Source organism: Mycobacterium sp. E2497 (genome assembly GCF_001668695.1).
Lineage (GTDB): Bacteria > Actinomycetota > Actinomycetes > Mycobacteriales > Mycobacteriaceae > Mycobacterium.
In genome coordinates, this window is the sequence record NZ_LZKD01000193.1 from 1 (window position 1) to 13,066 (window position 13,066).

Sequence of the window (13,066 nt, forward strand, 5' to 3'; positions counted from 1 at the left end):
CCGTCACGGCGGTCCCGGCCGAGGGCGAGAGCCTGCCCGACCTGACGATGACGCGTCGGTACGCGTCGGGGTTGTCCGACGAGGAGATCCTGGCCATGCACTCCGTCCTGACGGGGTCACCGCGCGAGATGGCCGACACGCTGCTGGAGTACCGCGAGAAGTACGGGGTCACGTTCATCACCGTCCAGGACAACCCCGACGCGTACCGACGCGTCATCGTCAGGTCGGGCAGGCTCTCGCCCTCGGCCGGGACCGCCGTGACGGCGAGGTTCAACTCGAGCGCGCCGAATCGGTCGCCGGCGGCGTTGCGGACGAACTCGACCCGTTCGGTCAGCGGGTCGTCGGCCTCTTTCACCCTCGAACCGGTCAGCCCGATGATGTCGGCGTGCTGGGCGGCGATGGTCAGCACCCGGTCGCCGTTGCCGGCGATGAGGATCGGCGTCGTCGGGTGGTGCTCTTTCAGATATTTCGTCATGTGGTTGAGGTAGTCGACCCGGGCGCCGGCGCTGGGGTAGGGGAGCTCGGCGGCGTCGAACTCTTCCTTGACATACCCGGTGCCGAGCCCGATTTCGAGGCGGCCGTTACTGAGCTTGTCCAAGTCGCCCAGGTCCCGGCTGAGCAGGGCGGGCTTGTAGAAGGCGGCGTTGAGCACATACATGCTCAGCTTGAGTTTGTCGGTGACCATGGCGGCCGCGGTCAGAGCCGGAATGGGGGCCACGGCGCCGAGATGGTCTGGCACGCAGAGCACATCGAATCCGATGTCTTCTGCCTGCTTCACCTTGTCGACGAATGCTGCGCGCGACTTGATGAAGCGCATGCTCATTCCGAAGCGAAAATCCTTGGCCACCAACAACTCCATTCAACAGATGAGGACAATTACCAACAACGTGCGGCTTCCGCGAGTCCCTGGATCAGCGCCGTGGTGACCGGCGAGAGGCCGTCGTCGCCGGGCAGTGGGCTGCGCGGGCTGATGCCGCGCACGCGGGGGGAGAGCTCCAGCTGGGTCCCGCCGTCGCGCACCCGGTTCACGGGGTTGCCGGGATGCAGACCCCGCAGCTCCGGCGGGATGTCGTCGAGGTCGGTGACCACCCGATAACCGGTCAACCGAATGTGCCGGGCCAGATGCGCGGCCAGCGCGCGGTTGCGCCCACCGGCCAGCAGTTGCGTGCTGCGCCCGATGCGGCCGTATCCGTGCAGCGACACCGCAACGTCGACATGGTCGAGGAATGCGGCGAGCCGTGGCGACTCGGCCGGGTCGAACAACGCCGAGGGCAGGTGGTGCGGATAGTGGTCGGGGTGACGCAGCACGTACACGGACGCGTCGGCAGCCTCGGCGGCGCGTTCGGCGATCACGTCGGTCATCTCTTCCAGCCCGCCGCCGTGGATGGCCAGAAAGCCGAAACGCGACCGCAACCGGCCGGCCTCGCTCACCCCCTCCTGACCCAGCAACGCCGAAAGCGATTGCGGCGCAGGCCCCGACGCCGACGCGCGGCGCGGCCAGCGTGAGGGGTCCCAGCGCCGCAGGAAGTCGACCCAGCGTTGCGGCAACCCGTGCTGCACGGCACCGGCGATGATCTTGGGCAGATAGCCCGGCCGGGGCGGGCCCGGTGTCACCCGATGGTCGATGTAGACCCAGGCCGGCGACGGCCCGTCGTCGGTGTGCACGGTCAGCCGGTCGCGCCGGTAGCGCACCGGCACGCCCTCGGCGCTGTCCAGGGTCGCCAGGTCCCCGTCGGAGATCTGCCAGACCACGCCATGCACCTGATTGCCGGCGCACGGCTCGACCGTGGCCACGCCACGCTGATTGATCAGCCAGTCATGATCGGACAGGATCGCCGGCCGCGGATCGGCCGCATCGGGACACCGCAGCGCCATCTGCTGCACGCACAGGTTCGACCCGTATGCGAAGTAGGCATGCCGGCGGGCCGGCATTCAGCCGGTCACCGTCAGCCAGATGAGGACCACGTTAAGCAGACTAATCATTACGCCGACGGCCGAGCCAAGAACCGTCGTGACGGGGTGGTTGGTGTCGTCGCCCATCAGGTCGCGGTCGCTGGTGAGCTTCACCAGGGGAAGGACCGCAAACGGTATCCCGAACGACAGCACGACCTGGGAGAGCACCAGCGCGCGGGTGGGGTCGAAGCCGACCGCAAGGATCACCAGGGCGGGGCACACCGTGATCAAGCGGCGCACCAGCATCGGGATCCTGCGGTGCAGTAGCCCCTGCATGATCATGGCGCCGGCGTACGCGCCCACCGAGGACGACGCCAGTCCGGAGGCCAGCAGGCCGACCGCGAACAGCACCGCGATGGTCGCACCCAGGGTGTGGTGGATCGCGGAGTAGGCGCCCTCGATGGAGGCGCTGATGTTGCGATGCTGCAGGTTGATCGCGGCGACCAGCAGCATCGCGGCGTTCACCGTGCCCGCGACGGCCATCGCCAGCACGACGTCCAGCCGGGTGACCCGCAGCAGCAGGCGTCGCTGCGCGCCCTCCGCCGGATGCCCGTGCCGGTCGAGGACCAGCCCGGAATGCATGTACACCGCGTGCGGCATCACGGTGGCGCCCAGGATGGCGGCGGCGAGCAGCACGCTTTCGGTGCCCCGGAATCGCGGCACCAGCCCGCCGAGCACGTCACCGGGCGGCGGCGTCTTGACGAAGAAGCTGGCCGCAAACCCGACGGCGATGACGAGCAGCAGGCCGGTGATGACGCGCTCGAAGATGATCTGCCCGCGCCGGTCCTGGATCGCCAGCAGCAGCAGCGATACCAGCCCGGTGATGATGCCGCCGACCAACAGCGGCAGATCGAACAGTATCCGCAAAGCGATTGCCCCACCGACGATTTCGGCCATATCGGTGGCAATCGCCACCAGCTCGGCCTGGACCCAGTAGACCAGCCGGACCGGCCGGCTCATTCGCTTGCCGACAGCCGCCGGCAACGAGCGCCCGGTCACCAGGCCGAGCTTGGCCGACAGATACTGCACCAGCCCGGCCAGCGCATTGGCCACCACGATGACCCACAGCAGCAGGTAGCCGAACTGCGCGCCGGAGCTGACGTTGGCGGCGACGTTGCCGGGATCGACATAGGCGATCGCGGCGACGAAGGCGGGCCCGAGCAGATACCAACTGCTTTTCAGCGAGTCCTGGCTGCTCTGCGTCAACGTGGCGCCCCTCGATTCATCCGGCCGAATAAGAAAGTGAGGTTAGCCGAAGACTCGACGCGCCCATTGCTCACCCGGGCAGGTAGAGGCCCTTGCCGGTGATCAGGGGCAGGTCCAGCGTCGTCACGATGCCCGGCGGGGCGGCCACCACCGCGGGGATCGCGTTGACCACCCGCATCGCGGTGGCGACCAGCCCGGCATGGTTGTGGTCACCCTTGCGGCTGCTCAGGCAGACGTCCATCGCGTAGGACGGTTCGCCGGTCACCTCGATGCGGTAGGACCCGCCGGGCTGGGCGGGCTGGGGCCACTCGGGGCACAGGTCCTCGCGCAGCCGGGTGACGTGTTCGAGGACCACGACGGGGTCGCCGTTGACCATGCCGAACACCTCGAACCGCAGCGCCGCGGCGCTGCCCTTCGGTATGTGCCCCGACGCGATGTCGAAGTCCTCGGGCGCCGGCACGCGGACGTATTCCTGCGCGACCGAGTCGAGCGAGATGCCCAGGCCGGCCGCCAGTTGCCGAACCACCGACCCCCACGCCAGGCTGAGCACGCCGGGCTGCAGCAGCATGGGGATCTCGTCGAGGGGCTTGCCGAAGCCCATCACGTCGAACATGACCGCGGCGCTGTCGTAGGTGGCGTAGTCGACGATCTCCATGCAGCGGATCTGCTGGATGTTCTGGCAGGTGCCGGCCAGCGCCAACGGCAGCAGGTCGTTGGCGAAGCCGGGGTCGATCCCGTTGACGAACACACTCGAATTGCCTTCGCGCGCAGCGTCTTCGATGGGCCTGATCAGCTCCTCGGGAATCACCTGCCACGGATACTGCAAGAACACCGGTCCGCTACCCACGACGTTGATCCCCGCGGCCAGGACGCGCCGGTAGTCCTCCAGCGCCTCGGGCAACCGGTTGTCGGCCAGCGCGTTGTACACTGCGCACTGCGGCCCGGTGGCCAGGACGGCGTCCAGGTCGGTGCTGGCCTGCACGCCGGTCGAATCGGGGAGCCCGGCAAGCTCTGCCGCGTCCTTGCCGGCCTTGGCGTCCGACGACACCCAGACGCCGGTGAGCTCGAACGCCGGGTTGGTGATGAGCGCCCGCAGGGCGTGGATACCGACGTTGCCGGTGCCCAACTGGACGACGGGTATTGCCATGACGGCTCCTCAGCGGTCGGGGGTCACAGATCCGGGACGGGGATGTCGAGGTTGGGATAGGTGAGGCCACCGTCGACCTCCAGCGTCTTACCGGTCAGGAAGCTGCCCGCCGGGGACGCCAAATACACTGCGGCGGCGGCGATATCGACGGGATCACCGAGGCGGCGCATGGGGGTGGCCTTCTCCATCGGCGCGCGCAGCTCGTCGTTGGAGGCCACCACGTCCAGCGCGGAGGTGAGGATGGACCCCGGCGCGATCGCGTTGACCCGAATGCGGGGGCACAGGTCGAGGGCGGTCAACCGGGTGTAGTGCGACAACGCGGCCTTGGCGGTGCCGTAGGCGGCGAAGCCGCGGCCGGCCAGCCGGCCCATGGTCGAGGTGATGTTGATGACGCTGCCGCCACCAGAGTGCTCGAGCATCAGGGGCACCGCCGCGACGGTCAGCGCGTGGGCGGTGGCGACGTTGAAGGTGAACGCGTCCTTGAGCTCTTTGGTCGAGGTGGTCAGCAGCGTGTTGGGCATGGTCCCGCCGACGTTGTTGACGACGATGTCCAGCTTCCCGAAGGCGTCGACGGCCTGGCCGGCCAGCTCCGCGGTCACCTCCGGATGGGCCAGATCGGCGGCCACGATGTGCGCGCGGCGACCGGCGGCCCGGACCTGCTCGGCGACGCCTTCTAGTTGCGATTGCGTCCGTGAGGCGATGAGGACGTCGGCGCCCGCCTCGGCGAAAGCCAGCGCGATGGCCGCCCCGAGGCCGCGGCCGGCACCGGTGATGACGGCGACTTTGTCATCGAGACGAAATCTGTCAAGGATCATTGCGGCCTCTCTTCGCCCAAGTTGTCAGCCGACACGGTAGCAAGCCCCGCCGTCTCGGATGCGGCATTTCTGGAACAGGTTCTACTTTTGCATATGGGTGGGCCGATGTAACGCCCCACGCCCAGTTCCGGGCGGTATCTCGCGTCCACTGCGAGAACATCCACCCGGCGCTAGCCTTAGTGCTGACCGTTTTGGTCTGCGCAGCGGCTATTGAATGGTGGCAATCGTGTTTGATGTTTCCCGTTGGGGATTCTATTGGGCCTGAATCGCTTTGGCGCTGCGCTGAGTGTCCTGACCGTTGTTGCCGTTTTGGGGGCGGCCTGCGGGACCAACGACAACGCGGCCGGGAAAAGCGCCGGGCCCGGCACGTCGCCTGTCAGGGTCAGCTGTGGTGGGACGAAGGCGCTGAAGGCCAGCGGCTCGACCGCCCAGGCCAACGCGATGACCCGCTTCATCAAGGCGTTCGAGCAGGCCTGCCCGGGCCAGACGCTGAACTACACGCCCAACGGGTCTGGCGCCGGGATCGGCGAATTCACCGGCAAGCAGACGGATTTCGCGGGATCGGACTCACCGCTGGCCCCCATCGAGTACTTCGCGGCACAGCAGCGCTGCGGTTCGCCGGCGTGGAATTTGCCGGTGGTGTTCGGCCCCATCGCGATTACCTACAACGTTGCGGGGGTGACGTCACTGAATCTGGACGGCCCGACAGCCGCCAAAATATTCAAGGGCGCCATCAGCACATGGAACGACCCCGCGATCCAGGCATTGAACCCGGGCGTCGCGTTTCCCGCCGAGCCCATTCGCGTGATCTTCCGCAACGATCAGTCCGGTACCACGGACAATTTCCAGAAATACCTGGACTCGGCCGCCAACGGAGCCTGGGACAAAGGCATCGGGAAGACGTTCAACGGCGGTGTCGGCGAGGGCGCCAAAGGCAACGACGGCACGTCGGCTGCGGTCAAGGCCACCCAAGGGGCGATCACCTATAACGAGTGGTCCTTTGCCCTGGCGCAAAAGCTCAACATGGCCAGGGTCATCACGTCGGCCGGTCCCGACGCGGTGGCGATCGACGCGAGTTCGGTCGGCAAGACGATCGCCGGCGCCGACTTCACCGAGGAGGGCAACGACTTGGTCGTCGACACCTACTCCTTCTACAAGCCGACCCAGCCCGGTTCCTACCCGATCGTGCTGGCGACGTATGAGATCGTCTGCTCGAAGTACGCCGATCCCCAGGTCGGCGCGGCCGTGAAGGCCTTCCTGCAGAGCACCATCGGCGCGGGGCAGAACGGTCTGGCGGACAACGGCTACATCCCCGTCCCCGACTCGTTCAGGTCCCGGTTGTCCGCGGCGATCAACGCCATCTCGTGAGCTCCTCGCAACCGCCTGCGACCCCCCGCAAAGCCGTCCTGGCCAGCGACAATCAGCCGACAGCAATTTGCCCGGCGTTAACCTTCGTGCTGTTAGCTTCCTTGCTGCGAGCGACGACTGGCCGCCGACAGCGGCCAGCAGAACGTCGACAATCATGTTTCATCCCTACCGTTAGGAAGTGACTTGAAACTCAACCGATTCGGTGCCGCGCTGAGCGTCGTGACCGCTGGTGCGCTGGTGTTGTCGGGCTGCGGAAGCGACAACAACGCCAGTAGCGGAAACACGACCAGCGGTTCGTCGGCGGGCAAGGTCAGCTGCGGCGGGAAGAAGACGTTGAAGGCCAGCGGGTCGACCGCCCAGGCCAACGCGATGACCCGCTTCGTGAACGCGTTCGAGCAGGCCTGCCCCGGCCAGACGTTGAACTACACGGCCAACGGCTCAGGCGCGGGAATCAGTGAATTCAACGGCAACCAAACCGATTTCGGTGGATCGGACTCGCCGCTTGCCCCCAAGGAATACGCCGCGGCGCAGCAGCGGTGCGGCTCGCCGGCATGGAATCTGCCGGTCGTGTTCGGTCCGATCGCGATCACCTACAACGTCAAGGGCCTGAGTTCGCTGAGCGTCGACGGTCCCACGGCGGCGAAAATCTTCAACGGCGCCATCACGACCTGGAATGACCCGGCCATCGCGGCCCTCAACCCCGGTGTCACGCTGCCCGCCGAGCCGATCCACGTGGTGTTCCGCAACGACGAATCCGGCACCACGGACAACTTCCAGAAGTACCTCGACGCCGCCTCCAACGGCGCCTGGGGCAAGGGCACCGGCAAGACGTTCAAGGGCGGTGTCGGCGAGGGCGCCAAGGGCAACGACGGCACGTCGGCGGCGATCAAGGCCACCGAGGGATCCATCACCTACAACGAGTGGTCGTTCGCCCAGGCGCAGAAGCTCAACATGGCCAAGGTCGTCACGTCGGCCGGTCCGGACGCCGTGGCGATCAGCGCTGACTCGGTCGGCAAGACGATTTCCGGGGCCAAGATCAGCGGGCAGGGCAACGACCTGGTCCTCGACACGCTCTCGTTCTACAAGCCCACCCAGCCGGGGTCTTACCCGATCGTGCTGGCGACGTACGAGATCGTGTGCTCGAAGTATCCCGATCCCCAGGTCGGCACCGCGGTGAAGGCGTTCCTGGAAAGTACGATCGGTGCGGGGCAGAATGGCCTGGCCGACAATGGGTACATCCCCATCCCGGATTCGTTCAAGTCGAGACTGTCGGCCTCAATCAACGCCATCACGTGATCTGAGGTGGTCGTGACCCGTGGAGCGGTAGCCAGCCCGTCGACCCAAAAGCCCGAGCTGAAGACGCTGAGTGCGCCGTCGACTCGGGGGGGCGACCGGCTGTTCAAACTCGCGGCTGCCGCTGCCGGGTCGACGATCGTGGTCGCGATCCTGCTGATCGCTCTGTTCCTGCTGATTCGCGCCGTTCCGTCGCTGCGGGCCAACCACGCGAACTTCTTCACCAGCGCGCAGTTCAGCACCACCGACCCGGGGAAGCTCGAGTTCGGCATCCGCGACCTGTTGATGGTGACCGTGCTCAGTTCGCTCACCGCCCTGGTGGTGGCGGTGCCGGTGGCGGTCGGGATCGCGGTGTTTCTCACCCAGTACGCGCCCAAGCGGCTGGCCCGCCCGTTCGGGGCCATCGTGGACCTGCTGGCCGCGGTGCCCTCCATCATCTTCGGGTTGTGGGGCATCTTCGTGCTGGCGCCCAACATCGAACCCATCGCGGCGTTCCTCAACCGCAACCTGGGCTGGTTCTTCCTGTTCAAGCAGGGCAACGTGTCACTGGCCGGTGGCGGCACCATCTTCACCGCGGGCGTCGTGCTGTCGGCGATGATCCTGCCGATCATCACCTCGGTCTCGCGTGAGGTGTTCCGGCAGACCCCCCCTATGCAGATGGAAGCGGCGCAGGCGCTGGGTGCCACCAAGTGGGAGGTGGTGCGGATGACCGTGCTGCCGTTCGGTCGCAGCGGTGTCATCGCGGCGTCGATGCTGGGGCTGGGACGCGCGCTCGGTGAGACCGTGGCGGTGCTGATCATCTTGCGCTCCGCCGCGCGCCCGGGAAATTGGTCGCTGTTCGACGGCGGGTACACATTCGCCTCGAAGATCGCCTCCGCGGCGGCCGAATTCAGTGCACCACTGCCCACCGGGGCCTACATCGCCGCGGGGTTCGCGTTGTTCGTCTTGACATTCGTCGTCAACGCGCTGGCTCGCGCCATCGCCGGCGGAAAGGTCAACGGATGAGCTCCGCGGTCGAAACCTTTGACCGGCCGGTCAAAGCCCAGGCGTTCCGGCCCGTCAGCATCCGGCGCCGGCTCACGAACAACGCCGCGACGGCCTTCTTCGTCGCCTCCTTCCTGGGCGCGCTGGTGCCGCTGGTCTGGGTGCTGTCGGTGGTGGTGGCTCGGGGCTGGTACGCGGTCACCCGGTCGACGTGGTGGACCCACTCGCTGCGCGGGATCTTGCCGGAGCAATTCGCCGGCGGCGTCTATCACGCCCTGTACGGCACCGTGGTGCAGGCGGGGGTGGCCGCCCTGCTGTCCGTCCCGCTGGGGTTGATGACCGCGGTCTTCCTGGTGGAATACGGCTCCGGCCGGCTGGTGCGTCTCACGACGTTCATGGTCGACGTGCTCGCCGGGGTGCCCTCGATCGTGGCGGCCCTGTTCATCTTCAGCCTCTGGATCGCCACCCTCGGATTCCAGCAGAGCTCGTTCGCCGTGTCGCTGGCGCTGGTCCTGCTGATGCTGCCCGTGGTGGTCCGGTCCGCGGAGGAGATGCTGCGGTTGGTGCCCGACGATCTGCGGGAGGCCAGCTATGCGCTCGGCGTTCCCAAATGGAAGACCATCACGCGGATCGTGTTCCCGATCGCGATGCCCGGCATCATCTCCGGCATCCTGCTGTCGGTCGCGCGGGTGATCGGCGAAACCGCCCCGGTGCTGGTGCTGGTCGGCTACAGCCGATCGATCAACACCGACATCTTCCACGGCAACATGGCCTCGCTGCCGCTGCTGATCTACACCGAGCTCACCAATCCCGAGCACGCCGGCTTCCTGCGCATCTGGGGTGCGGCCCTGAGCCTGATCCTCATCGTCGCGGTGATCAACCTGATCGCGGGGGCCACCCGCTTCTTCGCCACCCGCAGACGCTGAGCACGCGCGGGGTGCGCGTCACGCTTTGGATGCGGCCTTCTTGGCCGGTGCCTTCTTCGCCGTGGTTTTCTTAGCCGTGGTCTTCGTGGCGGTGGCCTTCTTGGCCGGTGCCTTCTTGGCCGGCGCCTTGCCGTCGCCGGAGCGCGCCTTGACGCTGGCTTCCAGCTTGGCCAGCAGGTCGGAGACGTCCTCGGTCTCGTCGAGCTCCTTCGGTTGCTCCTCGGTGGTGAACGCCTCGCCGCCTTCGAGTTTCGCGTCGATCAGCTCCTGCAGCTGCTCCTGGTAGGTGTCGCGATAGCGGTCGGGGTTGAAGTCCTCGGCCATCGACTCCACGACCTGGCCGGCCATCTTCAATTCCGCGGGCTTGATCTCGACCTCCTTGTCGAGCACCGGAAAGTCGGGGTCGCGGATCTCGTCGGGCCACAGCAGGGTGTGCACCATCATCACGTCCCGCTTGCCGAAGTCCTTGACACGCAACGCCGCCAGTCGCGTCTTGTTGCGCAGCGTGAAGTGGACGATCGCCATCCGATCGGTCTCGGCGAGCGTTTTCGCCAGCAGCACATAGGATTTCGACGACTTGGAGTCCGGCTCCAGGAAGTAGCTGCGGTCGAACAGCATCGGGTCGACCTCCTCGGCGGGAACGAACTCCAGCACCTCGATTTCGCGGCTACGTTCTTCGGGCAAGGTGGAGATGTCGTCGTCGGTGATGATGACCATCTGACCGTCGTCGGATTCGAAGGCGCGGGCGATGTCGCGGTATTCGACGACCTCGCCGTCCAACTCGCAGACGCGCTGGTAGCGGATGCGGCCGTTGTCCTTGGCGTGCACCTGATGAAACTTGATGTCGTGGTCCTGGGTGGCGCTGTACACCTTGACCGGGACATTGACCAGCCCGAACGCGATCGAGCCCTTCCAGATGGAGCGCATGTAAGTCAGTATGCCCACACCGACGCTGGGAAAACACCTTGACAGGCCGATGACCTGGGATTCTGCGGCTTTCCGCCGGGATGCGACGGGCCGGATTGCCCCGGTCTTGGACTACGTGAAACCGCCAGGGGCAGAGGTCAATTGAGCCCGAAGGGCGGCCCGGTCGGGCAGGTCGGCGCCGGCCCGCGCGACTGTCAAAGCCGACACGGCGCTGGCCGTCCCGAGGGCGGCGGTCAGGGCGTCGGGCTCGATCCGGGCCAGGGTGGCCCGCCGGTCGGCGCCCAGCAAGTTCATCTCCCACAGCGAGTCGAGCAGGCCGACCATGAAGGCGTCGCCGGCACCGACGGTGTCGACCACCCTGGCCGGTTTCGCCGTGACCTGGACCTCGCCGGCCGCGCAGAACGCCCGCGAACCGCGGGCCCCCATGGTCACCGCGACGACGGCAGGTCCCGCTGCCAACCACGCCCTGGCCGTTCGTTCCGGCTCGTGATCGGGCTCGATCCAGCGCAGGTCCTCGTCGCTGACTTTGACGATGTCGCTGCGCGCGACGAGGTGCTCGATCCGCGCACGCGCCAACGCGGGGTCGGCGGTCAGCGACGGGCGCACGTTCGGGTCGAAGGTGACCGTGGCGGAATCGCGGTAGGTGTCGATCAACGCCGCGACCGCGAGGCAGCCCGGCTCGCGGGTGGCGGCGATCGACCCGGTGTGCACGAACAGCGGCGGCGGACCCGCGAGTGCGCCGGAGAGTCGCCAGTCCAGATTGAACACATAGTCGGCCGAGCCGTCCTCGGCGATGGCCGCTACGGCCGTCGGTGTCCGGGTGGCCGCAATGCTACCCGAAACAAGTTGCGCGCCAGCAGCTTTCACGTACTCGGCGATGCGCCGGCCGTACGGGTCGTCGGCGATGTGGGTCAGGAAGTCGACCTCGCGGCCCAGCCGTGCGAGTCCGACGGCGACGTTGAGCGGACTGCCGCCGACATGCTCGTCGCCCTCGACGATATCGATCAGCGACTCGCCGATCACCAGCCCGCGGTTCATCGCACCAAAGCCTCCAGCGTCGCCCGAGCTCCCTTGCTGTGCAACGAATCCAGCGCCCAGCGGTACGCCTCGACAAACCGTGGCTGGTGGGCGAGATCGCAGAACATCGCCGTGACCTCGATGAACGCGGTGGGGTTCTGGTATTGCGACCTGGCGATCGGGATGAGCGAATCCGCAAGCTGATCCACGACCTCGTACGGCCTACCCCATTCGTCGGTGCCCTCGGCGTAGCGCGCCCAGCTGGCCACCGCCGCGGCCGCGAGCCGAACCGGTCCGTCGGCGGCAAGGTTGTCGCAGATGACCGGAAACAGCCATTTCGGGATGCGGTCGGACGAGTAGGCACACAGCCGGGCGATGGTGTCACGCACGGCCGGATTGGCGAACCGCTCGACGAGCGTGCGGGCGTATTCGTGGAGGTCGATTCCCGGCACCGGCGGCAGCGTGGGGATGGCCTCGTTGTCGAAGTAGGCGAGCAGGAATTCGGCGATCAGCGGATCGCGGGCCGCCTCGTGGACGTACTGGAAGCCGCACAGGTGGGCGAAGTAGGCCAGGCACTGATGCCCCGCGTTGAGCAGCCGCAGCTTCATCAGCTCGTACGGGCGTACATCCTCGACCAGCAGCACCCCTGCCCGCTCCAGCGGGGGACGGCCGTCGGCGAAGTCGTCCTCGATCACCCAGGCGCTGAACGGCTCGGCCACCACCGGCCACCGGTCGTCGACTCCGAAATCGCGCCGCACCTCCGCGGCCATCTCCAAAGTCGTTGCGGGAGTAATACGGTCGACCATCGAATTGGGGAAGCGGGCGTGTTCCGCCACCCATTCGGCCAGCGTGGGATCCACGCGTTCGGCGCTGGCGAGCACGGTGCGCCTGGCGACCTCACCGTTGTTCTCGATGTTGTCGCAGGAGACGATTGTCGGCGCGGGAATTCCGCGATCGCGCCGCCTGGCGAGCGCCTCGGTGATCAACGTGAACGCGGGCCCGTCCGGGTCGCGGTACCCGCCTTCGGTGATGGTCAGCGAGATGATCCGGGTGGACGCCGCGGTGATCACCTCCAACGCCGATTCCGGGTCGTCGGGGGCGTAGCGGTAATCCACGATCGAGCCGATCACCTGGGCGTCCCGGCTGCCGTTGGGGTTCTCCAAGATCAGCGTGTACAGCCCGTCCTGACCGTTGAGGACGTCGCGCATGGTCCAGTCGGAGGGCATCACCCCTATCCCGCAGATGCCCCAGTCGAGTGCCAGGCCCTGCTGCATCAGCAGGTTGATGTAGGCGGCCTGGTGCGCGCGGTGGAAGTGCCCGGCCCCGATATGGGCGATGCCGACGGTCACGCTGCCCCGGTCATAGTTCGGCGCCTCGATCGGCAGTGCGGAAAGCGACGCGTTGCTCAGGCTGATCGCGCTAGCCACCAT

The 13,066-nt window shown here is 67.0% G+C and carries 12 protein-coding genes; 4 read left to right on the forward strand and 8 right to left on the reverse strand.

Features of this window, described 5'->3' with window-relative positions; genetic code table 11:
- From A5713_RS17930 to A5713_RS17950, 5 genes are all read right to left on the reverse strand, one after another.
- Positions 1–853 (reverse strand): TIGR03621 family F420-dependent LLM class oxidoreductase (locus A5713_RS17930; RefSeq protein WP_231980496.1); only part of this gene is annotated, 853 nt, incomplete at its 3' end.
- A gap of 23 nt (positions 854–876) precedes the next feature.
- Positions 877–1,932: a poly-gamma-glutamate hydrolase family protein gene (locus A5713_RS17935; RefSeq protein WP_068097711.1), complete on the reverse strand. Its 1,056-nt coding sequence runs from the start codon at positions 1,930–1,932 to the stop codon at positions 877–879.
- Entirely contained in the window at positions 1,933–3,189 is a 1,257-nt protein-coding gene (locus tag A5713_RS17940; RefSeq protein ID WP_197516398.1) for an Nramp family divalent metal transporter, read from the reverse strand.
- A gap of 40 nt (positions 3,190–3,229) precedes the next feature.
- Entirely contained in the window at positions 3,230–4,306 is a 1,077-nt protein-coding gene (locus tag A5713_RS17945; protein ID WP_068097717.1) for a diacylglycerol kinase, read from the reverse strand.
- A gap of 23 nt (positions 4,307–4,329) precedes the next feature.
- Entirely contained in the window at positions 4,330–5,121 is a 792-nt protein-coding gene (locus A5713_RS17950) for an SDR family oxidoreductase (RefSeq protein WP_067919029.1), read from the reverse strand.
- Positions 5,122–5,376: 255 nt separating this feature from the next.
- On the opposite strand from A5713_RS17950, the gene pstS (A5713_RS17955) reads away from it, so the two are divergent.
- The 4 genes from pstS (A5713_RS17955) (at position 5,377) to pstA (ending at position 9,692) form a co-directional block, all read left to right on the forward strand.
- Positions 5,377–6,489 carry a phosphate ABC transporter substrate-binding protein PstS gene (gene pstS / locus A5713_RS17955; protein WP_067919030.1) on the forward strand — a complete coding sequence of 371 codons (1,113 nt, stop codon included), beginning with the start codon at positions 5,377–5,379 and terminating at the stop codon, positions 6,487–6,489.
- A 183-nt stretch (positions 6,490–6,672) separates the two neighbouring features.
- Entirely contained in the window at positions 6,673–7,785 is a 1,113-nt protein-coding gene (pstS, locus tag A5713_RS17960) for a phosphate ABC transporter substrate-binding protein PstS (RefSeq protein WP_067919031.1), read from the forward strand.
- A gap of 57 nt (positions 7,786–7,842) precedes the next feature.
- Positions 7,843–8,787, forward strand: coding sequence for a phosphate ABC transporter permease subunit PstC (gene pstC, locus A5713_RS17965; RefSeq protein ID WP_197516399.1), 945 nt, complete (start codon positions 7,843–7,845; stop codon positions 8,785–8,787).
- Positions 8,784–9,692, forward strand: a complete 909-nt coding sequence (gene pstA, locus A5713_RS17970; protein ID WP_067919033.1) for a phosphate ABC transporter permease PstA — start codon at positions 8,784–8,786, stop codon at positions 9,690–9,692. Before pstC ends, pstA begins: the two co-directional genes overlap by 4 nt.
- Positions 9,693–9,710: 18 nt before the next feature.
- Here pstA and A5713_RS17975 read toward each other — a convergent pair whose 3' ends face one another.
- The 3 genes from A5713_RS17975 to A5713_RS17985 form a co-directional block, all read right to left on the reverse strand.
- On the reverse strand, positions 9,711–10,619 hold the full coding sequence (locus A5713_RS17975) for a Ku protein (RefSeq protein WP_067919051.1): 909 nt from the start codon (positions 10,617–10,619) through the stop codon (positions 9,711–9,713).
- 111 nt (positions 10,620–10,730) lie between these two features.
- Entirely contained in the window at positions 10,731–11,657 is a 927-nt protein-coding gene (locus tag A5713_RS17980) for a carbohydrate kinase (protein ID WP_068097727.1), read from the reverse strand.
- Positions 11,654–13,066, reverse strand: coding sequence for a mannitol dehydrogenase family protein (locus A5713_RS17985; RefSeq protein ID WP_068097730.1), 1,413 nt, complete (start codon positions 13,064–13,066; stop codon positions 11,654–11,656). Before A5713_RS17985 ends, A5713_RS17980 begins: the two co-directional genes overlap by 4 nt.

Excerpts from the sequence above, each read along its gene's own strand:
- A5713_RS17935 (WP_068097711.1), bottom strand. The coding sequence starts at position 1,932 with ATGCCGGCCCGCCGGCATGCCTACTTCGCATACGGGTCGAACCTGTGC.
- A5713_RS17945 (WP_068097717.1), bottom strand. The coding sequence starts at position 4,306 with ATGGCAATACCCGTCGTCCAGTTGGGCACCGGCAACGTCGGTATCCAC.
- A5713_RS17950 (WP_067919029.1), bottom strand. The coding sequence starts at position 5,121 with ATGATCCTTGACAGATTTCGTCTCGATGACAAAGTCGCCGTCATCACC.
- pstA (WP_067919033.1), top strand. The coding sequence starts at position 8,784 with ATGAGCTCCGCGGTCGAAACCTTTGACCGGCCGGTCAAAGCCCAGGCG.
- A5713_RS17975 (WP_067919051.1), bottom strand. The coding sequence starts at position 10,619 with ATGCGCTCCATCTGGAAGGGCTCGATCGCGTTCGGGCTGGTCAATGTC.
- A5713_RS17980 (WP_068097727.1), bottom strand. The coding sequence starts at position 11,657 with ATGAACCGCGGGCTGGTGATCGGCGAGTCGCTGATCGATATCGTCGAG.
- A5713_RS17985 (WP_068097730.1), bottom strand. The coding sequence starts at position 13,066 with ATGGTGGCTAGCGCGATCAGCCTGAGCAACGCGTCGCTTTCCGCACTG.